At 56.5% G+C, this 20,394-nt stretch carries 20 protein-coding genes; 9 read left to right on the forward strand and 11 right to left on the reverse strand.

Translation table 11 applies throughout. The features are described 5' to 3' along the window. The first annotated feature begins 215 nt into the window (after positions 1–215). Entirely contained in the window at positions 216–500 is a 285-nt protein-coding gene (locus ACFO5Q_RS15940; protein ID WP_068146238.1) for a hypothetical protein, read from the forward strand. 88 nt (positions 501–588) lie between these two features. Then, on the forward strand, positions 589–1,854 hold the full coding sequence (locus ACFO5Q_RS15945) for a cation:proton antiporter (protein WP_082719799.1): 1,266 nt from the start codon (positions 589–591) through the stop codon (positions 1,852–1,854). Between the two features lie 51 nt (positions 1,855–1,905). On the opposite strand, the gene rpsU is transcribed toward ACFO5Q_RS15945, so the two are convergent. After that, entirely contained in the window at positions 1,906–2,124 is a 219-nt protein-coding gene (rpsU, locus tag ACFO5Q_RS15950; protein ID WP_068146241.1) for a 30S ribosomal protein S21, read from the reverse strand. A gap of 283 nt (positions 2,125–2,407) precedes the next feature. On the opposite strand from rpsU, the gene ACFO5Q_RS15955 reads away from it, so the two are divergent. The 6 genes from ACFO5Q_RS15955 to ACFO5Q_RS15980 all read left to right on the forward strand — a co-directional run bounded on the left by ACFO5Q_RS15955 (position 2,408) and on the right by ACFO5Q_RS15980 (position 6,038). Further along, the gene (locus ACFO5Q_RS15955) at positions 2,408–3,073 is read left to right on the forward strand and encodes a COQ9 family protein (RefSeq protein WP_068146245.1); all 666 of its coding nucleotides are present in this window, start codon (positions 2,408–2,410) and stop codon (positions 3,071–3,073) included. Next, entirely contained in the window at positions 3,073–4,017 is a 945-nt protein-coding gene (locus tag ACFO5Q_RS15960) for a tyrosine recombinase XerC (protein ID WP_068146247.1), read from the forward strand. The genes ACFO5Q_RS15955 and ACFO5Q_RS15960 overlap by 1 nt, the downstream gene beginning before the upstream one ends. A gap of 36 nt (positions 4,018–4,053) precedes the next feature. Continuing rightward, entirely contained in the window at positions 4,054–4,359 is a 306-nt protein-coding gene (locus tag ACFO5Q_RS15965) for a hypothetical protein (protein WP_068146252.1), read from the forward strand. Between the two features lie 65 nt (positions 4,360–4,424). Beyond that, a complete protein-coding gene (locus tag ACFO5Q_RS15970; RefSeq protein ID WP_068146255.1) occupies positions 4,425–5,006 on the forward strand; it encodes a bifunctional transcriptional activator/DNA repair enzyme AdaA in 582 nt (193 codons plus the stop codon). Continuing rightward, positions 4,981–5,478, forward strand: a complete 498-nt coding sequence (locus tag ACFO5Q_RS15975) for a methylated-DNA--[protein]-cysteine S-methyltransferase (RefSeq protein WP_068146260.1) — start codon at positions 4,981–4,983, stop codon at positions 5,476–5,478. Before ACFO5Q_RS15970 ends, ACFO5Q_RS15975 begins: the two co-directional genes overlap by 26 nt. Before the next feature lie 86 nt (positions 5,479–5,564). Then, positions 5,565–6,038 carry a DUF1203 domain-containing protein gene (locus ACFO5Q_RS15980; RefSeq protein WP_068146262.1) on the forward strand — a complete coding sequence of 158 codons (474 nt, stop codon included), beginning with the start codon at positions 5,565–5,567 and terminating at the stop codon, positions 6,036–6,038. Here the strand turns inward: ACFO5Q_RS15980 and ACFO5Q_RS15985 are convergent. The 8 genes from ACFO5Q_RS15985 to mdh form a co-directional block, all read right to left on the reverse strand. Next, positions 6,035–6,592: a response regulator gene (locus tag ACFO5Q_RS15985; RefSeq protein ID WP_068146265.1), complete on the reverse strand. Its 558-nt coding sequence runs from the start codon at positions 6,590–6,592 to the stop codon at positions 6,035–6,037. The two genes, ACFO5Q_RS15980 and ACFO5Q_RS15985, sit on opposite strands and share 4 nt — an antisense overlap. A 227-nt stretch (positions 6,593–6,819) precedes the next feature. Beyond that, positions 6,820–7,332: a response regulator gene (locus tag ACFO5Q_RS15990; RefSeq protein WP_068146268.1), complete on the reverse strand. Its 513-nt coding sequence runs from the start codon at positions 7,330–7,332 to the stop codon at positions 6,820–6,822. 212 nt (positions 7,333–7,544) lie between these two features. Further along, the gene (lpdA, locus tag ACFO5Q_RS15995; protein ID WP_068146272.1) at positions 7,545–8,951 is read right to left on the reverse strand and encodes a dihydrolipoyl dehydrogenase; all 1,407 of its coding nucleotides are present in this window, start codon (positions 8,949–8,951) and stop codon (positions 7,545–7,547) included. A 74-nt stretch (positions 8,952–9,025) separates the two neighbouring features. Beyond that, positions 9,026–10,288: a 2-oxoglutarate dehydrogenase complex dihydrolipoyllysine-residue succinyltransferase gene (gene odhB / locus ACFO5Q_RS16000; RefSeq protein WP_068146275.1), complete on the reverse strand. Its 1,263-nt coding sequence runs from the start codon at positions 10,286–10,288 to the stop codon at positions 9,026–9,028. Between the two features lie 21 nt (positions 10,289–10,309). Next, positions 10,310–13,204, reverse strand: a complete 2,895-nt coding sequence (locus ACFO5Q_RS16005) for a 2-oxoglutarate dehydrogenase E1 component (protein ID WP_380084417.1) — start codon at positions 13,202–13,204, stop codon at positions 10,310–10,312. A gap of 59 nt (positions 13,205–13,263) precedes the next feature. Then, positions 13,264–14,139, reverse strand: coding sequence for a succinate--CoA ligase subunit alpha (gene sucD / locus ACFO5Q_RS16010; RefSeq protein ID WP_068146282.1), 876 nt, complete (start codon positions 14,137–14,139; stop codon positions 13,264–13,266). Next, positions 14,139–15,308: an ADP-forming succinate--CoA ligase subunit beta gene (sucC, locus tag ACFO5Q_RS16015; protein WP_068146286.1), complete on the reverse strand. Its 1,170-nt coding sequence runs from the start codon at positions 15,306–15,308 to the stop codon at positions 14,139–14,141. Before sucC ends, sucD begins: the two co-directional genes overlap by 1 nt. 38 nt (positions 15,309–15,346) lie before the next feature. Then, positions 15,347–16,312, reverse strand: coding sequence for a malate dehydrogenase (gene mdh, locus ACFO5Q_RS16020; protein ID WP_068146288.1), 966 nt, complete (start codon positions 16,310–16,312; stop codon positions 15,347–15,349). A gap of 370 nt (positions 16,313–16,682) precedes the next feature. Between mdh and ACFO5Q_RS16025 the strand changes: the two genes are divergently transcribed. Beyond that, complete coding sequence (locus tag ACFO5Q_RS16025) at positions 16,683–17,396, forward strand: 2OG-Fe(II) oxygenase (RefSeq protein ID WP_068146291.1); 714 nt, start codon at positions 16,683–16,685, stop codon at positions 17,394–17,396. Between the two features lie 18 nt (positions 17,397–17,414). Here the strand turns inward: ACFO5Q_RS16025 and zapE are convergent, their stop codons facing one another. Both zapE and ACFO5Q_RS16035 read right to left on the reverse strand, forming a co-directional pair. Beyond that, positions 17,415–18,611 (reverse strand): cell division protein ZapE, encoded by a 1,197-nt coding sequence (zapE, locus tag ACFO5Q_RS16030; RefSeq protein ID WP_197421000.1) that lies wholly within the window; start codon positions 18,609–18,611, stop codon positions 17,415–17,417. A gap of 146 nt (positions 18,612–18,757) precedes the next feature. Next, the gene (locus tag ACFO5Q_RS16035; RefSeq protein WP_156431922.1) at positions 18,758–20,296 is read right to left on the reverse strand and encodes a hypothetical protein; all 1,539 of its coding nucleotides are present in this window, start codon (positions 20,294–20,296) and stop codon (positions 18,758–18,760) included. Positions 20,297–20,394 lie beyond the last annotated feature (98 nt).

The raw sequence follows: 20,394 nt of genomic DNA on the forward strand, positions 1-20,394 counted from the left end.
CCAACGATAAAACGCACAGAGACTTTTTAGGGCGGCCCCGGTTCTGGTGGGGTCGCCCTTCTTTTATGCGCGCCAAAGGCGTGGGCAATTTTAAATAAATGCGGCGCAGTTCGTAACCGGGCATCAAGGTCTGGCAGCTATAGTGAGCGGTATCAGGCTTGTTCTGAGTACCATCAGGCACCTGCAACCAACATCCCAGTTATGAGAGGCCTGGCGTGGCGAGTGAATATGACGTTGATGCCGTCGGGAAACGCGACGGTGCAAATCCTTACGAAGCAATAACGCACCTTTATGTGCGCAGCTACGGCGATACCCTGTTGCCCATCCCGATCGCGGATGCCATTGACGGCATTCAGTGCGGGCGGTTTGTCTATTATGTCAAAAGTGGCGACAAACGGGAAAAGCTTCGCATTGCCCGCAGCCCATATAACAAATTCTATCTGACAACCCAGCGCGACATCCACGAACCACGGACACTGCTGAATTTGCCCGCACCCTGACGCGCCAGTTTGCCTTTGGTCAATATCCTGCGCCCCCTATTCTGCTAGAGTGCCCATATAAGCGATCACTCCAGGGAGGGGCGCACTTATGGATCCACTCGTTTATCTTGCGATCATGTGGGGCGGCGTATTCTTTGCGGTTTATGCGGCCAGAAAAACCAAGCTCACGCCTGTCCTGTTTTTCCTGTTCGTTGGTGCGCTGCTGGTTAACACCGGCTTTCTGCCCAAGGAAATCCCGCCCTTCATTCGCGGCTTCGCCGAGATGGGCATCATTGTCATCATGTTTGCCATCGGCTTTGAGGAAAAGACCGATAACTTCCTTGGCAGCATGAAGCGCAGTTGGGGTATCGCCCTGTTTGGGGCAATCGGGCCCTTTATTGTTGCCTACGCAGTCGCCGACTATTTCTGGCAGGACTATCACATATCGCTGATGTGCGGCCTGGCCATGACCGCAACCGCTGTGTCGCTGACGATGGTATCGCTCAAGAGCGAAGGCCTTCACACATCCCGCGCCGCGACCGGCATCATGACGTCAGCCGTGCTGGATGACATCGCCTCGCTTGCGCTTGTTGCCATCATGGTGCCTGTCGCCACGGGTGATGCCCCCGCGAACCTTCATGAAATTGCGATCGTGCTGGGGAAAGCGGTGCTGTTTTTTGTCGGGGTGCTTATCCTGGGGGCGTGGATATTCCCCCATCCGCTTTCGGGCCTTGCTGGGCGCATGCCGCTTCTGAGGCACTTTGGCCTCAGGCACCTCCTGGTGGTCCTCAGGGAACATCTGACGCTCGTGATGCTTACGCTGGCGCTGGTTGTCGGGATCATTGCCCATGAACTGGGCTTTCATCCCGCTGTTGGCGCCTATATGGCAGGCCTTGTCCTGAGGGAGGAATATTTCCTGCTGGACCCAGACGGCGGCAACCGGTTTGACCGCACCAAGGAAACGGTGGACGATATCGCCTTTTCCTGGATCGGCCCAATCTTTTTCGTCAGCCTTGGAACCCAGATCATTTTCGATTTTGACATGGTCTTTTCGCTGATCCCTGAAATCCTGGCCATGACCATTGGGCTTTTTGTTATCCAGATCGCCTCAGCCGGGCTTGCCGCGCGCTATACCGGCAGCTTCAGCTGGGTGGAAAGCGTGATGATCGGCTTTGGCATGCTGGGGCGCGCCGAACTGGCGTTTGTGGTGATGGACATCGCCTATATCCAGCACAGCATCCTGACAACAGAAGCCTTCTTCACCCTGATGGCGACCGCCTTCCTGCTGAACATCACCGTGCCGGTATCGATTGCGCTCTGGAAGCCTTATTTCACCGGCGAAAAGGTTTGGGGAGGCAAAAGAAAAACCTCTTAAAGCATGGCTCTAAGAGGTTTGATCTTTGTGGGTCTGAAAACCCCGCTAAGCTTAGCGGTGCTTCATTACCAGACCGTCACGCTCAAGGCGCTTGCGCTCAAGTTTACGAGCACGGCGAACGGCAGCAGCCTGTTCACGAGCCTTCTTCTCAGATGGCTTTTCGTAGAACCGACGCATTTTCATTTCGCGGTAGACACCTTCGCGCTGAAGTTTTTTCTTCAGAGCACGCAGAGCCTGGTCCACATTATTATCCCGAACGGTAACCTCCATGGGTTACACCTTCCTTTCTATAGCCATAATTTACGGTGTGGGACATCGGGGTCACACCGCAGGGCGCGCGTGATATAGCAAAACCCTGGGTTCCACACAAGTTATTTCCACAACAGAAGCCTTTGCGGGCGCTGGCTTAGAGCCCGTCAAAAGGTCAGTACATGACCGGACTATAGCAAACTTGGGCGCCAAAGGCAAAATTGCGGCACTATGTCCCTCGCCTGCCCGGGCTTTCCATGTTAGAAAACCCCAGGCACAAATGAAGTGATGCACGAGACAGACCATGGCTGAGAAACCAAAAGATGACCGTACCCCTGAGGAGCTTCGCCTTCCCCTGATGGAAGCGATGACGGACCATGTAGCGTTTGATGGCTGGACCGAAAAGGCACTCGCCAACGCTGCTGAGGATGTGGGCGTAAGCCGGGAAATGGCGGAGCTTGCCTTCCCGCGCGGCGCCATTGAGGCGCTTGAACTGCATCTTGAAGACGCTGACCGTGTTCTGGCCGCTGCCCTGGCCGAGCGTGACCTGGCCTCCATGAAAATCCGTGACCGCATCACTGTTGCCGTCCGCACCCGGCTGGAGCTCAATATGAGCGAGCGGGAAGTTATCAAACGCGGGCTCGCGACCCTCGCGCTGCCGCAGCATATGGCACTGGCCTCCAAGGCGCTGTGGCGCACCTGCGACGTGATGTGGCGTGCGGCGGGCGACACCAGCACAGACCACAACTGGTACACCAAGCGCGCAACGCTCGCGGCGGTCTATAGTTCCGTGCTGCTTTACTGGCTCAATGACGAATCGGAAGACTGCGCAGACACCTGGGCTTTTCTTGATCGTCGCATTGAGAATGTCATGGCCATTGAAAAAGCCAAATTCCAGATGCGCAAAGCGTGTGAAAACGCACCAACCCTCAGCAGCTTTCTGGGGCGCCTGCGCTATCCGGGGGCCTGATGGCGGGCTCAAGTACAGCGGAGCTATCTGGCCTGACGGACGAGGCCGCCGTGCTGGTGAACCGCTGGCTTGAATATCTCACTTCTGAAAAACGCGTCTCAAAACATACGCTGACGGCCTACGGCAGCGACTTTGGCGACTTCATCAGCTTCCTGGTGGATTATAAAGGCGGCACTGTCGGCCTGCGCACGCTGGCAGGCCTTGAAGTACGGGACTTCCGCGCCTTCCTGGCGTCGCTCAGGGGTGATAACCTTTCTGCCCGGTCGGTTGCACGCTCACTATCCTCCGTTCGCAACTTCTACCGGTTTCTTGCCCGAACGGAAGGCATTGAAAATGACGCCATCAAGGCGGTACAGGGCCCTAAACTGCCGCACAGGGTACCGCGCCCACTGACGGAAGAAGCAGCAAAATCGGTGATGGAAACAGTGGGCGAGTTCGAGGACGAACCCTGGATCGCGGCCCGCAACATGGCTGTGGTCACCCTTCTGTATGGCTGTGGCCTCAGGATCACGGAAGCGCTTTCACTGAACGGCGCGGATATCCCCACGGGCGACACCATGCGGGTGATGGGCAAACGCAACAAGGAACGCATTGTGCCCGTTTTGCCCGCCGTGCGCGAAGCCATTCGCGCCTATAAGGCAGAATGCCCCTTCCCGATCACAAACGACGGGCCGCTTTTTGTAGGCAAGCGCGGCAAGCGGCTGAACCCGCGCACCATCCAGGCCGCGATGCAGAAGGTGCGGATTGCGCTGGGCCTGCCTGAAAGCGCCACGCCACATGCGCTTCGGCACAGCTTCGCCACCCATCTTCTGTCGCGCGGCGGTGACCTGCGCACAATCCAGGAACTACTGGGCCACGCAGACCTGAAGGCAACGCAAGTTTACACGGAAGTGGATAGCGCGCGCCTCAAGGATGTGTATGATAAGGCCTTCCGCCGCCGCTAATGCGGCCAGTTGCTTCAAGAATGACCCTGAGGACTTATGCAGGATAAAGATATCGATCGTTTTCGCGGCTGGGCACTGATGGCCCTATATGTCTCCATGTCGGTTCTGGGTGTCATGCTTGTCGTTGTTGCCTTGCGCTTCTGGCCTGCGCTTGAAGACAAGGAAAACCTTGTCTTTGTCCTTTCCGCCTGCGGCGCAGCCACTGCCGTCCTGAGCGCCCGTACAGCACTGCAGTTCTTCCGCACCTTGCGCCAGGGCGGGCGCCCGAAGATGGCATTATTGCCATTCATCCTTATGGGCCTGACCCTCTTTGCCACCAGCAACCTGATGGCAGAGTTTTAAACCCACTTTATCTCCAGGTCCGAAAATGGCGAGCCATAGGTGCCGGCTTCCGCTAGACTGTCCCCATGACAGAACAGGACCGACATATTCTTTACGATGTGCTCTTGAACCGGGATGCCCGGTTTGATGGCAAGCTGTTTTTCGGCGTCACATCAACCGGCATCTATTGCAGGCCCATCTGCCCTGCACCAAAACCGAAGCCGGAAAATGTCCTGTATTTTACCGACAGCGAAACTGCCGCCATGGCCGGCTTCCGCCCTTGCAAGCGCTGCCGCCCGGAGGCCCGCCCCGGCAGCCCGGCGTGGCAGGGCACCAAAGCCACCATCAGCCGCGCGCTGAGGCTGCTGGCGCAGGGCGAAGGCCCCGATAGCCTGGCGGATTTGGCAGACCGGCTTGGTGTTACCGACCGCCACCTGAGGCGGCTGTTCAATCAGCATCTGGGCAAAAGCCCGATGGAAGTGAAACAGGAAAACCGGCTGGGCCTTGCGGTCACCCTGCTGAAGGAACCCGAAGCCAGCATCCCGGATGTGGCCTATGCGTCAGGCTTTGGCAGCCTGAGGCGCTTCAATGATGCCTTCAAAGGTACATACGGCGTAACTCCCACAGAATGGAGAGATAAGAATGCTAACGACAGCAACCCTGAATAGCCCCCTTGGTGCCATCACGCTGGTGCTGAAGGGCGACACCATCATGATCTGCGAATTTGCCGACCGCGAAGCCCGCGTGACGCGACAACTGGAAACGTACTTTCCTGGCGAGACACCTGTGGAAGCGAAAGTGCCAAACGCCATCACACAGGCCTTTGACGCCTATTTCGGCGGCGACCGCGATGCGCTCAACCGCCTCAAGAGTAAACCGCTTGGCACACCCTATGAGCAGCGCGTGTGGGAGGCCCTCAGGGATATTCCGGCGGGTAACACCACAAGTTACGGCGCCATGGCGAAAGAGCTTGGCTCCAGCCCCCGTGCAGTCGGCCGGGCCAACGGGCGTAACCCAGTGGCGCTCATCCATCCCTGCCACAGGGTGATTGGCGCGGACGGCTCGCTCACCGGCTATGCGGGCGGGCTTGAGCGCAAGGAATGGCTCCTCAAGCACGAAGGGGCGCTACTGGCCCTCTGACGACATCCTGAAGACTTGCCAAGCGGAACAATGCACCTGCGGGGTGCAAACCCTTGTGCTCACCCAAATCAAAGTGGAGAAATAAAATGACAATGCTGAAAATCATCGCCATGCCAACCGTTGATGCCCGAGCCTATCAGCGCGGAGCGCTAGACGCCAACGGACGTATGCCTGAGAGAGACATCTCCACCGGCCCTGGCAACCCATGCCGCCACTGCCTTGAGACAATTGAAGCGGGTGCCGAAAAGCTGGTGCTGGCCTACCGCCCGTTCGAAGAGCTTCAGCCCTATGCCGAGCTGGGTCCCATCTTCCTGCATGGTCGCGACTGCGGTCGCTATGATGAATACGCTGGCTTCCCCAAAATGTTCCAGCGCTGGAACACGGTGCTGGTGCGCGGCTACGGGTCGAACAACCGCATTCAGTATCAGGCTGCGCGCCATATCCCTGTGGATGAACTTGAAGCACAGTGCGCGGAGATGCTGACGGACCCAAACGTGGCCTATCTGCACGTACGGACGTCACAATATAATTGCTACCAGTGCCGCGTTGAACGCGCCTAGGCTACCTTATGCGCGTAGGCTCGCTGGCCTTGACCTTTAGGCAGCTGGTGGGCCTTGTGCATGGTCTTGCGGCGTTCCTTGCCATGATAGACCTGCATCGCCTCGCGGCGGCGACACGGACCAATATAGGTAGTGGCCCGCACGAACGGTTTGGGATGTGCCCCAAGATGCTGCAGCCTGGCGTCCATCTGCTTGGCCGTCAGTGGCAACCCCAGAATTTCATTCACGCCCGCGTCCCGTGCGGCAAAGACCTTGTCTTTGCTGGGCGACGGCATGATCATCACAATCGGCGCCTCTGATACCTGTCCGTCACACATGCGGATGAATTTGGCGAAATCCGACCCGCCGTGATCACCAAAATCGAAATCCAGGAAAAAGTGCGTAAACTGGAAAGCCTGCATCCGGTGCAAAGCCTCTTTCAGGCTGTCCACAAGCTGCACCTGACCAACCCCACTATCCTTAAGATAGTGCCTGATCGTCTCACCCAATTGTTTGTTAGACAGGGCCACGAGCACCTTCATGGCCCGGTAATCAATACCGGAAACACCCCTCAAGACAGTTTCTCCCCAACATGCGCCCCCCGGCGCGTACCTAAAGGGCCTGCCTCCCCATGGCAAAGCCCTACCCCAACTAAAGTCATAGGAAAATATTTTAAAACAGTCAAAAAAATGAAACAAAATATTGGCCTAGAAAACGCATAGGTTTTCTTTCCGTTATTTTGAATAGAAAATTAACTTTTATTCTGGCGATTACTCAACATTCGTAGAATATTTGGCCAACATTAGACGTGTTCGGCCCTACCCCGACTCTGTCGCCGTTCCGCCCCATGATAAATCTGGACCACCTCACGCCTGCGGCATGGGCCGATATAGGTTTGGGCCCGAATGAAAGGCTTTGGATTCCCGATCATATGATTGAGGCGCGTCGTCAGCAATTTGGCGGTGAGCGGCAGGCCCAGGATCTCATGGCAGCCGCCATCACGCGCAGCCATCACCTTTTCCTTGTCCGGTGACGGGATAACCATCACAGCGAAGGCTTCAGCAAGCTGGCCGTCACACAGGCGCAGGAATTTCACGAAATCGACACCGCCAAAATCCGGCAGATCGTAATCGACAAAGAAAAGATTGAAGCGATTGTTCTGCATGCGGGCGACAGCATCTCTTGCCGACGTCACCATCATGCAGGAGCCAATACCCTCTTCTCGCAGGAAGTGCCACACCGTGCGCCCAAGCTGGCTGTTGGACATGGCGATAAGCGCGTTAAGCTTGCTGTAATCAATCTTTTTAGTCTGCATGACCTGGACCCCCAAGTTCAGTTGATCATGCCTGAAGTCAAAACGCCTGATGACTTTAATTTTACTTAAATTGTTTGAAGTGAATCAAATAGCGCGCAAAAGGCTACCTCGTCAAATTTTGGTTAAAATTTTAATAATTATAATAATCATGTAGTAACAACAAAAAAGCCCGGCAAAAGCCGGGCTCTTCCATCGCTTGAAAGCGATATATCTTACATATGGATCGGGCGCCCATGAACCGCCAGCGCGGCTTCTTTCATGGCTTCCGTCTCCGTTGGGTGCGCGTGGCACGTCAGCGCGATATCCTCAGCTGATGCCCCAAATTCCATCGCGGTTGCCGCTTGTGCGATCATATTGCCTGCGTCAGCGCCAATGATATGCACGCCCAGCACCCGGTCCGTTTCCTTGTCAGCCAGGATTTTCACAAAGCCTTCCGTTTGCAGGTTGGCTTTCGCGCGGCTGTTTGCCGTGAAGGGGAACTTGCCGGCATTGTAGGCCACGCCCGCTTCCTTCAGCTCTTCCTCGGTTTTGCCCACTGCGGCAACTTCAGGGAAGGTATAGACCACGCCCGGAATCACATCATGGTTCACATAGCCGTTCAGGCCCGCGATGTTTTCAGCAACGGCAACGCCTTCGTCTTCCGCCTTGTGCGCCAGCATCGGGCCTTCGATCACATCGCCGATCGCCCAGATGCCCGGTACGTTGGTGGAGAAATCATGGCCTGTTTTGATGCGCGAGCGATCATCCATCTCAACGCCGATGGCCTCAAGGCCCAGGCCGCTGGTGTATGGCCGGCGGCCAACGGAAACCAGCACCACATCGGCTTCGATCGTTTTGGCATCACCACCCTTGACGGGCTCGAAGGTTACCGTAACGCCCTTCTTGGTTTTCTCAACCGAAGTCACCTTGGACGACAGGTTCAGGGTCATGCCCTGCTTCTTCAAGCTGCGGCCGAAGGTCTTGCGAACTTCCATATCCATGCCCGGCAGCACCTGATCCATGAACTCGACAACCGTTACGTCAGAGCCGAAGCGTTTCCACACAGAGCCAAGCTCAAGCCCAATCACACCGCCGCCGATCACCACCAGATGCTTCGGCACTTTCGGCAGGCTGAGCGCACCCGTGGAGGACACAATCTTGTCTTCGTCGATTTCAATACCCGGCAGGCTGGCAACATCAGAACCCGTCGCGATGACGAAATTCTTTGCCTTAACTTCGCGCTTGCCGCCGTCATTAAGGTCAACCGTCAGCGTATCCTTGGATTTGAAGTGGCCAGTACCCTTGATCCATTCAACCTTGTTCTTCTTGAACAGGAACTCAATGCCGCCCGTAAGGCCTTCAACGATTTTGTCCTTGGACTCCATCACCTTCTTGATGTCGAAATCCAGGCCCTTCACGGAAAGACCAAAGGCTTCAAAGTCGTGGCCTGCTTCATGATACAGGTGCGAGCTATGGAGCAGCGCCTTGGAAGGCATGCAGCCCACATTCAGGCAGGTGCCGCCCAGCGTTTCGCGCTTTTCCACGCAAGCTGTCTTGAGCCCAAGCTGTGCCGCACGGATCGCGGCAACATAACCGCCGGGGCCAGCACCAATGATTACAACGTCAAATGCGTCAGACATTTTATGTCCCTCTTGTCAAAAAGATGGGTGGGACCATCACCCCACCCATGTAACTCGTCACAAACCCGTCAGGCCTACATGTCCAGCAGGAGGCGGGTTGGATCTTCAAGCGCTTCCTTCACACGCACCAGGAAGGTTACAGCCTCGCGACCGTCAATGATGCGGTGGTCATAGGACAGCGCCAGATACATCATCGGGCGGATCACCACTTGGCCGTTCTCAACAACCGGGCGCTCTTGAATCTTGTGCATGCCCAGAATACCGGACTGCGGCGCGTTCAGGATCGGGCTGGACATCAGCGAGCCAAAGATACCACCGTTGGAAATAGTGAAGGTACCGCCCTGCATGTCGTCGATCGTGAGCTTGCCGTCGCGCGCCTTCTTGCCGAAGTTTGCGATCGCCAGCTCGGTGTCCGCAAAGGACATGTCCTGCGCGTCCTTCAGAACCGGCACAACAAGACCGTTCGGCGAGCTTACAGCCACGCCCACATTGGCAAAATTATGATAGACGATTTCATCGCCGTCGATCTGTGCGTTCACAGCCGGAATTTCCTTGAGCGCAAGGCAGCAGGCCTTGGTAAAGAAGCTCATGAAACCAAGCTTGATATTGTGCTTGCGGGCGAACAGGTCTTTGTATTTGTTGCGTGCCGCCATCACTGCAGACATGTCCACTTCGTTATAAGTGGTCAGCATCGCAGCGGTATTCTGGGCGTCCTTGAGACGCTCGGCGATCTTCTTCCGAAGACGCGTCATCTTCACGCGTTCTTCCCGGGGACCAGCAGGCGCCGCAGCCGCAGAAGCAGGCTGAACGTCAAGCGTGCGAGCCGTACCGGCTTCGATCGCGCTCATCACATCGCCCTTCGTCAGGCGGCCGTCCTTGCCCGTGCCCTCGATCGAGGATGGGTCCAGGTTATAGTCCTGCACGATGCGGCGCACAGCTGGCGACATCGGCATCAGATCCTTCGCCGGGGCGCTGGATGCTGGCGCTGCGGCCGGGGCAGGTGCCGGAGCAGCTTCCGCCTTCTTCTCAGCCGGGGCCGGAGCGGCTTCAGCTTTCGCGGCAGGCTTGCTCTCTGCCGAACCGCCTGTTGCCTTGCCTTCCGTGTCCACTTTCGCGATCAGGGCGCCGATTTCCACGTCCTGGCCTTCTTCGGCCACGATTTCAACCAGCACGCCAGCCACAGGGCTAGGCACTTCCATCGCCACCTTGTCGGTTTCAACTTCCACAATTGGCTCATCCGCCGCGACAGCGTCGCCGACTTTCTTCAGCCAGGTACCGATCGTGCCTTCCGCGACCGATTCACCCATTTGTGGGATAACAATATCTTCGATTGCCATGTTTCGGGGCTCCTACCCTGATTAAACCGTGAGTGCCTGATCGATGAGCGCTTCCTGCTCGGCCGCATGCTTGGATGCAAGGCCAGTTGCGGTTGCAGCGCTCGCCGTGCGACCGGCATAAACCGGGCGCGTCACGGGCAGTTTGATTTCAGTGAACAATTCCTCGAGAAGCTCGTGGATATAGGACCAGCTACCCATATTGCGGGGCTCTTCCTGACACCAGACGATGCTTTCGACATTCTTGAAGCGTTTCATTTCCTTGGCGATTGCCTTGGCCGGGAATGGATACAGCTGCTCGACGCGCATCAGGTAGGTGTCGTCCTGCTCGCGCTTGTCACGCTCGTCCAGCAGGTCATAGTAAACCTTGCCCGAACACAGCACGACCCGCTTGATCTTGTCGTCCGACTTCAGCTTGATTGAACCGCTGTTCGCATCTTGCGCATCATCCCACAGAACACGGTGGAACTGTGACCCTGGGCCAAAGTCTTCCAACTTTGACACACAGCGTTTGTGCCGCAGAAGCGACTTCGGCGTCATCATCACCAAAGGCTTGCGGAACGGACGGTGCATCTGACGGCGCAGAATGTGGAAGTAGTTCGCCGGCGTCGTACAGTTGGCAACTTGCCAGTTGTCTTCAGCAGACAGCTGCAGATAACGCTCCAGCCGTGCGGAAGAGTGCTCAGGCCCCTGGCCTTCATAGCCGTGCGGCAGCAGAAGCACGAGGCCGGACATCCGAAGCCACTTGGCTTCCGCCGAACAGATAAACTGGTCGATAATGATCTGGGCGCCGTTCGCAAAGTCACCGAACTGGCCTTCCCAAAGGGTCAGGCTGTTTGGCTCTGCCATCGAATATCCATATTCGAAGCCCATCACGCCGAACTCGGACAGGTGACTGTCCAGCACGGTGAAGTTGGCGTCCGGGTTGATATCCTGAAGCGGGATGTAACGGTCTTCGGTTTTCTGGTCCACGAACACAGCATGACGCTGGCTGAAGGTGCCGCGACCGCAGTCCTGGCCGGAAAGGCGCACACCGTAGCCTTCGCGCAGGAGCGTGCCGAACGCCAGCGCCTCTGCCGTCGCCCAGTCAAAGCCCTGACCGTCTTCAAACATCTTGTGCTTGGCATCAAGCACTCGCTTGAGGGTGCGGTGAATGTTGAACTTCTCAGGATAGCTGGTGATCTGCTCGCCCACTTCGCGCAGCATGATCTCAGACACACCGGTTTCAGCACGGCGTTTCTCATGGTCCTTGTCGGCAAGGCCAAGGCCTTCCCATTTACCTTCGAACCAGTCGGCCTTGTTAACGCGGTATTCCTTGGCAGCTTCGAATTCATCCTCAAGATAGCTGATGAATTCATTTTCCATCTGCTCGAATTTCTCAGCCGTGATCACGCCCTCAGCAACAAGACGGTCAGCATAAATCTTCACCACACTTGGGTGGTTTTTGATCGCCGCATACATCAGAGGCTGCGTAAAGGCCGGTTCATCCGATTCGTTGTGACCAAAGCGGCGGTAGCAGATCATGTCGATCACCACGTCGCGCTTGAAAGTCTGGCGGAATTCGGTTGCGATCTTGGCGGCGTAGGTTACCGCTTCGGGGTCGTCACCATTCACGTGGAAGATCGGGGCCTGCACCATCTTGGCCACGTCCGATGGATATGGGCTCGAGCGCGCAAACTGCGGGCTGGTGGTAAAACCGATCTGGTTGTTCACAATGAAGTGGACTGTGCCGCCCGTGTTGTAGCCGCGAAGGCCGGACATGCCGAAGCATTCCGCCACGATACCTTGGCCTGCAAAGGCCGCGTCACCATGCAGCAGCAGCGACAGCGTGGTCTCACGCTTGGTATCTTTCTTCTGCTCCTGCTTGGCACGGGTTTTACCAATCACAACAGGGTTCACAGCTTCAAGGTGCGATGGGTTCGCGTTCAGCGACAGGTGAACCTTGTTGCCGTCGAATTCACGGTCGGCGCTGGTGCCCAGGTGATATTTCACGTCACCGGAACCCTGCACGTCATCAGGCTTGAAGGACCCGCCATGGAATTCGTTGAAAATGGCGCGGTAAGGCTTCGCCATCACGTTCGCAAGCACGTTCAGGCGGCCGCGGTGCGGCATGCCGATCACGATTTCATCAAGACCAAACTGGCCACCGGTTTTCATCACGGCTTCAAGGGCGGGCACCATGGCCTCACCACCATCAAGGCCGAAGCGCTTGGTACCGGTATATTTCTTGCCCAGGAAGCGTTCGAACTGAACCGCTTCGATAAGCTTGTTCAGGATCGCGATCTTGCCGCGGTCGGTGAACTGGATTTCCTTGTCACGACCCTCAATCTGGCGCTGGATCCAGGCCTTCTCTTCTGGGTCGTTGATATGCATGAACTCGACACCCAGGTTCGAACAGTAAGTCCGCTTCAGGATTTCAAGGATTTCACGCACCGTTGCAGTGTTCAGCCCCAGAACGCCGTCCATGAAGATCGGCCGGTCCATGTCGGAAGGGCCGAAACCATAGGTTTCCGGCTGCAGTTCAGGGTGAACTTTCCGCTCTTCGAGCCCGAGCGGGTCCAGATTGGCCATCAGATGGCCGCGCACCCGGTAGGTGCGCACCATCATCAGCGCGCGGATACTGTCAATCGTCGCGGCCCGGATGTCTTCCTGGCTAAGCTTGGCACCTGCAGGCGCCGGCTTGCTGGCGTCCTCGATGAACATGTCGGAGCCATCAAGGCCTGTCGTCAGGTCGTCGTCAGGGCGAAGCGGCCAGTCGGCCCGCGCCCAGCTTGGGCCGGATTTGCCGACACCGGCTTCCAATGCGTCGAAATATTGTTGCCAGCCTTCGTCAACGGAAGATGGGTCAGCCGTATATTGCTCGTAGAGAGATTCCACGAACTGTGGGCTGACACCTTCCAAGGCGGCGATGCGATCCATATCTGCACCCATGGGCAATTTGGCGCGGCACTTTGAGGCCGCGCCCCCTTCTTTAACGGTTAACCGTTGATTGCTTTCAGAAGCGTTGTACCAAGCGCAGCCGGGCTGTCGGAAACAACGATACCAGCCGACTTCATGGCTTCGATCTTGTCTTCAGCACCGCCCTGACCACCGGAAACGATAGCGCCAGCGTGGCCCATCGTGCGACCCGGAGGCGCCGTACGGCCAGCGATAAAGCCTGCAACAGGCTTCTTCACCTTGCTTTGCTTCAGGAACTCAGCCGCTTCTTCTTCAGCCGACCCACCGATTTCACCGATCATGATGATCGAGTGCGTGTCTTCGTCACCCAGGAACATGTCCAGGCAATCGATGAAGTTGGTGCCGTTAACCGGGTCACCACCAATACCGATACAGGTGGACTGGCCAAGGCCTGCAGCCGTTGTTTGCGCAACCGCTTCATACGTCAGCGTACCAGAGCGGGATACGATGCCCACGTTACCTGGCTTGTGAATGTGACCAGGCATAATGCCGATCTTGCACTGGCCCGGCGTGATCACGCCTGGGCAGTTCGGGCCAACGAGGCGGGTTTTGGAATTACGGAGCGCGCGCTTGACGCGAACCATATCCAGAACCGGAATACCCTCAGTGATACAGATAACCAGTTCGATTTCAGCGTCGATGGCTTCAAGGATCGAATCGGCCGCGAATGGAGGCGGCACGTAAATTACAGAAGCGTTGGCATCTGTTGCTTCACGTGCATCACCAACTGTGTTGAACACTGGCAGGTCCAGGTGCTTCATGCCACCTTTGCCCGGCGTTACACCGCCAACCATGTTGGTGCCGTATGCAATAGCCTGCTCGGAGTGGAACGTGCCCTGGGCACCAGTGAAGCCCTGACAGATTACTTTAGTGTCTTTACCTACGAGTACAGACATTACGCGGCCTCCTTCACAGCTTTTACAATCTTCTCGGCTGCGTCATTCAAATCGTCGGCAGAAATAATCGGCAGGCCACTATCAGCCATGATCTGCTTGCCAAGTTCTACGTTGGTGCCTTCCAGACGGACCACAAGCGGAACGCTGAGCGCCACTTCGCGGGCTGCCGCCACAACACCTTCCGCGATCACATCACAGCGCATGATGCCGCCGAAGATGTTGACCAAGATGCCTTCCACATTGTCGTCAGACAGGATGATCTTGAAGGCTTCGGTTACACGCTCTTTGGTCGCGCCACCACCAACGTCCAGGAAGTTGGCAGGCTCGCCGCCCTTCAGCTTGATGATGTCCATGGTGGCCATTGCAAGGCCAGCACCGTTCACCATGCAGCCGATGGAACCATCGAGGCTGATGTAGTTGAGGTCGTATTTGGAGGCTTCGATCTCTTTTGGATCTTCTTCCGATTCGTCCCGAAGTTCGCGCACGTCCGCGTGGCGGAACAGGGCGTTACCGTCGAAGGACATCTTGGCGTCGAGGACGATCATCTTGTCGTCTTCGGTCAGAACCAGTGGGTTCACCTCGAGAAGCGATGCGTCGAGGTCGGTATAGGCAGCGTAAAGCGAGCTTACAACCTTCATGCATTCTTTCGCAGCTGCGCCTTCAAGGTTCAGGCCAAAGGCCACCTTGCGGCAGTGGAAAGGCTGCAGGCCGGTTGCCGGATCAATCGTGATGGTCACGATCTTCTCTGGCGTGCTTTCGGCCACTTCCTCAATATCCATGCCGCCTTCGGTCGATGCCATGATGGCAAGCTTGCCGGAAGCCCGGTCAAGGAGCATGGACAGGTAGAATTCGCTTTTGATGGCGCAACCGTCTTCAACATAAACGCGCTTCACCTCTTTGCCCTCTGGGCCGGTCTGGTGCGTCACGAGCGTTTTGCCGATCAGGTCTTTTGCAACGGCTTCAACATCGTCGAGCGATTTGACAACCTTCACGCCGCCCGCTTTACCGCGGCCACCAGCGTGAATTTGCGCTTTCACAACCCAAACCGGGCCGCCAAGCTTCTTCGCTGCGTCGACAGCTTCCGCCGCCGTATAGGCTACACCGCCTTCAAGGACGGGAGCGCCGTATTTTTTCAGCAGGCCTTTCGCCTGATATTCATGGATATTCATCTGTCCAAGAGCTCCTTGGGGGCTTCTAGAGTTTCAGCTTATGAGCCGAGCGATGGGTCGATATTGATGCAAGCTTCCATCAGACCCTTCACTGCATCTACGGAATGATCGAAGCCGGACTTCTCTTCGCCCTGCAGTTCGATCTCCACTACTTTTTCCACGCCATTCTCGCCGATCAGCACCGGTACGCCAACATACATGCCGTCAAGACCATATTCGCCAGACAGGTATGCAGCAACCGGCAGCAGGCGGCGCTTGTCTTTTAGGTAGCTTTCCGCCATCTCGATCGCGCTTGTCGCAGGCGCGTAGAAAGCAGAACCGGTTTTCAGAAGACCAACGATCTCCGCGCCGCCGTCACGGGTGCGCTGAACGATCTGGTCGATTTTCTCCTGAGTGGACCAACCCATTTTGATCAGGTCCGGAACCGGAATACCGGCAACTGCGGAATAACGCGTCAGCGGCACCATGGTGTCACCGTGGCCGCCCAGCACAAACGCTGTTACGTCTTGTACGGAAACATTGAATTCTTCCGCCAGGAAGGTGCGGAAACGGCTGCTGTCAAGCACGCCAGCCATGCCGCAAACCATGTTGGTTGGCAGACCAGAGAATTTCTGCAGCGCCCAAACCATGGCGTCCAGCGGGTTGGTGATACAAATAACAAAGGCATCTGGCGCATATTTGCCGATGCCTTCACCAACTGATTTCATAACCTTGAGGTTGATGCCGAGAAGGTCATCTCGGCTCATGCCAGGCTTACGCGGGACGCCGGCTGTCACAATAACGACATCTGCGCCTGCGATATCTGCATAATCGTTCGCGCCCTTAAGGGAGGCATTATAACCTTCAACCGGTGCGCTTTGGGCGAGGTCGAGGGCTTTACCCTGCGGCAGGCCTTCTGCGATATCGAAAAGAACCACATCGCCCATTTCCTTGAGCGCTGCGAGGTGTGCAAGGGTACCACCGATCTGGCCGCTGCCGATCAATGCAATTTTTTTACGTGCCATGAGAATGCTCCAGCCAATTTTTTTGGGGGCCACTTAAAGAGTAACCGCTTACTGAAAAACAAAGAATATTCTGGGAGGTAACTAGCGCGTTTACCCTGCTCAGACAAGCCATTTACGGTATACCTTCCACACTATATCTTTATGAATCGTTACATTATTGGGTTTTTGGTCCTGTTGGTGTTCCTTTTTCATAGAGCAGCCATGCGTTCTGGTCATAGCTACTACCCTATTTTTACACATCTTTAATATTCTTGCGCATATCCGCCGCCCGAGTCTCTGTTTGTGACGAATGAGCGCACCATATTGCCAATAGAAATTTCTCCCGCTATGGGAGGGGTGGGGATGAATTCAAAACTGGAACATAAAGACCATGGTTGATGTGAGAATCGACGCGCGCCACGACCCGGCAGCTCTCGGTGAAATCCTTCAAAAGGAAGGCCGCCTGCAGGTGCCCAACTTCTTCCCAGCCGACGTGGCGGAAAAGCTCTATGGCCTGCTGCGCGCGAACCCCACCTGGTTTACCGCCTATAATGAAGGCGAAAACTTTTATGAAGTGCCGCAGGCCGAGGTCGCCGGCCTGAGCCCGGCACAACAGCAACAATTCTGGCGCGTGATACAGAAAGGCGCACGCGAGGGGTTCCAGTATTTCTTTCAGCAATATTATATTTCGGAAGCGGTGCAACAGGGCCGCGAAACTGGCCATCCCCTGCATTTCATGCATGACTTTGTCAATTCTGAGCCAGTTCTTGAGTTCATGCGCACGCTGACGGGCGAGCCCAAAGTGCGTTATATCGACAGCTTCGCCAGCCAGTATGTGGCGGGCAACTTCCTGACCCGTCATGACGACACCCACGCCACTGACGACAGGGTCGCGGCCTATGTGATTTCCATGACCAAGGATTGGAAGGCCGACTGGGGCGGCAACCTGGTGTTCTATGACGAGGACGAAAACATCACTGGCGGCTTCAAACCCACCTTCAACAGCCTGAATATCTTCCTGGTGCCACAGCCCCATGCGGTAACAGTCGTATCGCCGTTTGCGGGCGACCGCCGCACCAGCTTCCTCGGGTGGGTGAAGCGGTAGAAGGCGCAGACTTTATTACTATTCCACTTTTCCGTGGCCGCGATGCAAATAGTCTTCTGACTGCATTTCCATCAGGCGCGAGACCGTGCGCTCGAATTCAAAGTGCCCGTCCCCGGCTTCATAAAGGTCCGCGGGCGGCACGGCGGCGGAGCACAGGAATTTCACGCCGTGCTCGTAAAGTGCGTCGATGAAGGTGACGAACCGCTTGGCTTCGTTGCGGTTTTCAGGGCCCATCTGCGGGATCGCCACCATAATCACCGTATGGTAGGCGCGCGCGATCGCCAGATAGTCCGCTGAACCAAGCGGGTTGGCGCACAGCCGCTTGAAGGAAAACACCGCCACGCCGCGCGCGGCTTTGGGCACGAAAAGCTTGCGGCCCTGAACGGTCAGCTCATCCGACGGTACCTTGTCACGGTTCTCGACATCACGGTCGGTCAGGCGGAAAAAGGCTTCCGACAGCAGGTCCGTCGTCTCGTCATTGATCGGCGTATAATAGGTAGCCACCCCCTTCAGCCGGTCATAGCGGTAGTCGGTCGGGCCATCCAGCGGCACCACATCGAACTGGTTTTTGATCATCTCAATGAACGGCAGGAACAGCTGCCTGTTGAGGCCGCCCTTATAAAGGTCATCCGGCACGCGGTTGGATGTGGCCACAATCACCACGCCGCGCTCCAAAAGCTCCTTATAAAGCCGCCCCAGCACCATGGCGTCAGCAATGTCCGTGACCTGCATTTCGTCAAAACACAGAAGCGTGGCTTCCATGGCGATCTGCCGGGCCACCGGCGGGATCGGGTCATCGGCGGTTGCGCGGCCACCGCGTGCCGCGCGTTCCTTCGCCGACAGACCGCGCCATTCCTTCAGCCGCGCGTGGATATCCAGCATGAATTCATGGAAGTGCACGCGTTTCTTGGCCTTCACCGGCGCCAGCTCGTAAAACAGGTCCATCAGCATGGACTTGCCGCGCCCCACGCCGCCATAGACATATAGCCCCTTCGGCACGCCCTTTTCATTGTTGCCCCATTTGAACAGGGTTGAAAGTCGCCAGCTTTTGATCGACAGGCTGCGGGCCTTCCCCGCCACTTCCGGATAGTCCAGAAGGTCATGATACAGCCGCTCGAAATGCTTCAGCACCCTGAGCTGGTCATCGTCTGCGCGCACCTCGCCCTCGCGCTCCAGGCGGCGATAGGCTTCCAGCGGTGTCTCGGTTGTGGCCACAAGTGTCTCCAGCCAATGGATGGTGTTTCTTCTTCCCTAGCACGGCAGGGAAAATCCTCAAGCCAAAATCCCACCATGGCCCACCGCCAAGAAAAAAGGCCCATCGACGGATCGGCAGGCCCCTTTTCAGTCTTTTGGTCGCGGCCTTAGAAGGCGGCGTTCACACCAATGATGATACCAGTGCTGTTGGCATCGATATCACTATGGGTCGTACCCGGTGCCTGGTTGCCACCGCTGATGAAGTTAAGCGGCGCATAACCGTTGGTGCGCACCAGTTCGGCAAAGCCCTTGATGCTTGGGCTCAGGAAATGTGCCAGACCAAGAACCCACTGGTCCTGACGCCTCCATGGTGAACCCTCCGGGCCAGAGATAAAGCTGCTGAACTCCAGCGACAGATCGGTCGGCTTGTCGTTCATGGCAAAGGAATATTTGCCGCCGATGCCGAAGCTCGTGACCTTGCTTGCTGCAAAGACGTCCAGTGGCGGGGTTGGGTTGAAGGTGCCCGGCCATTCCTTCGTGGTTTTGGCAAATTCACCCATCACAAGGAACGGACCTGACTTGAACTGGCCATAGGCAGCCCAGGCTGGATTGACCTCGTTACAGGCGGTGAAATGCACCACAGGGAATGGCTGGCAGTAAGCCGTGCCGCGCTGGTAGGAGCCACCAACCATGGCGAAACCGTCCGTGCCGAATTCATGCGTATAGTTGGCATCAATCACATAGTTGTTCAGCTTGCTTGGGACAGTTGTGCCATTGTTATGCACATTCGCACTGCGGAACTGCGCGCCACCCTGAACTGCTTCGAACGACATGTTCAGGCCATTGTCAGCGTAAGTAACCTTGGCACCATAGGCGAGACCGCCGAACGCGTGCCACACAGTTGAAGCCGTGAATGGGTTCACCGTGTCTGTCAGGCCAAATGGTGTCGCCATTTTACCGAGCGTCAGATAAACAGGTGACTTCTCAAGGTTACCGACAATCACATACCCCTTGCGGAGCTGAACCTGGTTGCGGCCAAGGGCAGTGATGGTACCGGCACCGAAGCTTTGCTCTGGGTCATAGAGCATTTCGGCGTAGGTGGTGATCCAGTCACCGAGTGTGGCGGTCACGCTCAGCTGGGCGCTGTGAATCACAGCTTCGCTCACGTCTTTTTGCTGCTGGTTGTTTGGTGTTGGATGGCGCATCAGATAACCGAATTTGTTCTCGGTGTTGCTGTGCCAATAATCAGCAATAGCCGTTACCGCGCCGCCAAGCGTAACCGTGTTGTCAGCCAGCTCACCAGAGCGGCGGGCTTCCAGAAGCAGCTCCTGCTTGCGGTTGATGTTGGTTGTTGGGTCCAGCATCTTGTAGGACAGATTGCTGTTGATGCTGACCACATCAACGTCAAGGATGTCGCCGGCGTCTTTGGACGCAGACTTTCTTTCACTTGCGTCGGCCACCACGACTTCCTGCGTGCCAGCAGCGTCACCGCCCTGTTTCAGCGCATTCACTTCACGCTTCAGCGCTGCGTTTTCCTGCTCCAGGCGCTCAAGGCGCGCCAGGATCTGGCCCAACTTGTCATCATCGGTTGCTTGAACCGATACCGTCGCCGTCATGGCGGTTGTTGCCATCAGGCCAGCCGCGAACATGCGACGGGCTATACCGGCAGAGGAGCTTAGGGGCTTCCTATCATTCGTAAATTTCATCAATTCTTGCCTTTTAGGATGCGCCATCAGACCAAGTCTTGAAAGCGCATTTATTTTCGCTTTTTTTGGGGAATACTCGAACTCGTGCCTAGTAAAGG

Source organism: Kordiimonas lipolytica (assembly GCF_042651265.1).
In the GTDB taxonomy this organism is placed as follows: domain Bacteria; phylum Pseudomonadota; class Alphaproteobacteria; order Sphingomonadales; family Kordiimonadaceae; genus Kordiimonas; species Kordiimonas lipolytica.

Coding starts and splice junctions, on each gene's coding strand:
- rpsU (WP_068146241.1), bottom strand. CDS start 2,124: ATGGAGGTTACCGTTCGGGATAATAATGTGGACCAGGCTCTGCGTGCT.
- ACFO5Q_RS15960 (WP_068146247.1), top strand. CDS start 3,073: ATGGCGGGCTCAAGTACAGCGGAGCTATCTGGCCTGACGGACGAGGCC.
- ACFO5Q_RS15990 (WP_068146268.1), bottom strand. CDS start 7,332: ATGCAGACTAAAAAGATTGATTACAGCAAGCTTAACGCGCTTATCGCC.
- ACFO5Q_RS15955 (WP_068146245.1), top strand. CDS start 2,408: ATGGCTGAGAAACCAAAAGATGACCGTACCCCTGAGGAGCTTCGCCTT.
- ACFO5Q_RS15980 (WP_068146262.1), top strand. CDS start 5,565: ATGACAATGCTGAAAATCATCGCCATGCCAACCGTTGATGCCCGAGCC.
- ACFO5Q_RS16025 (WP_068146291.1), top strand. CDS start 16,683: ATGGTTGATGTGAGAATCGACGCGCGCCACGACCCGGCAGCTCTCGGT.
- ACFO5Q_RS15975 (WP_068146260.1), top strand. CDS start 4,981: ATGCTAACGACAGCAACCCTGAATAGCCCCCTTGGTGCCATCACGCTG.
- ACFO5Q_RS16005 (WP_380084417.1), bottom strand. CDS start 13,204: ATGGATCGCATCGCCGCCTTGGAAGGTGTCAGCCCACAGTTCGTGGAA.
- lpdA (WP_068146272.1), bottom strand. CDS start 8,951: ATGTCTGACGCATTTGACGTTGTAATCATTGGTGCTGGCCCCGGCGGT.
- mdh (WP_068146288.1), bottom strand. CDS start 16,312: ATGGCACGTAAAAAAATTGCATTGATCGGCAGCGGCCAGATCGGTGGT.
- ACFO5Q_RS15970 (WP_068146255.1), top strand. CDS start 4,425: ATGACAGAACAGGACCGACATATTCTTTACGATGTGCTCTTGAACCGG.
- sucC (WP_068146286.1), bottom strand. CDS start 15,308: ATGAATATCCATGAATATCAGGCGAAAGGCCTGCTGAAAAAATACGGC.
- ACFO5Q_RS15965 (WP_068146252.1), top strand. CDS start 4,054: ATGCAGGATAAAGATATCGATCGTTTTCGCGGCTGGGCACTGATGGCC.
- ACFO5Q_RS16035 (WP_156431922.1), bottom strand. CDS start 20,296: ATGAAATTTACGAATGATAGGAAGCCCCTAAGCTCCTCTGCCGGTATA.
- sucD (WP_068146282.1), bottom strand. CDS start 14,139: ATGTCTGTACTCGTAGGTAAAGACACTAAAGTAATCTGTCAGGGCTTC.
- ACFO5Q_RS15945 (WP_082719799.1), top strand. CDS start 589: ATGGATCCACTCGTTTATCTTGCGATCATGTGGGGCGGCGTATTCTTT.
- odhB (WP_068146275.1), bottom strand. CDS start 10,288: ATGGCAATCGAAGATATTGTTATCCCACAAATGGGTGAATCGGTCGCG.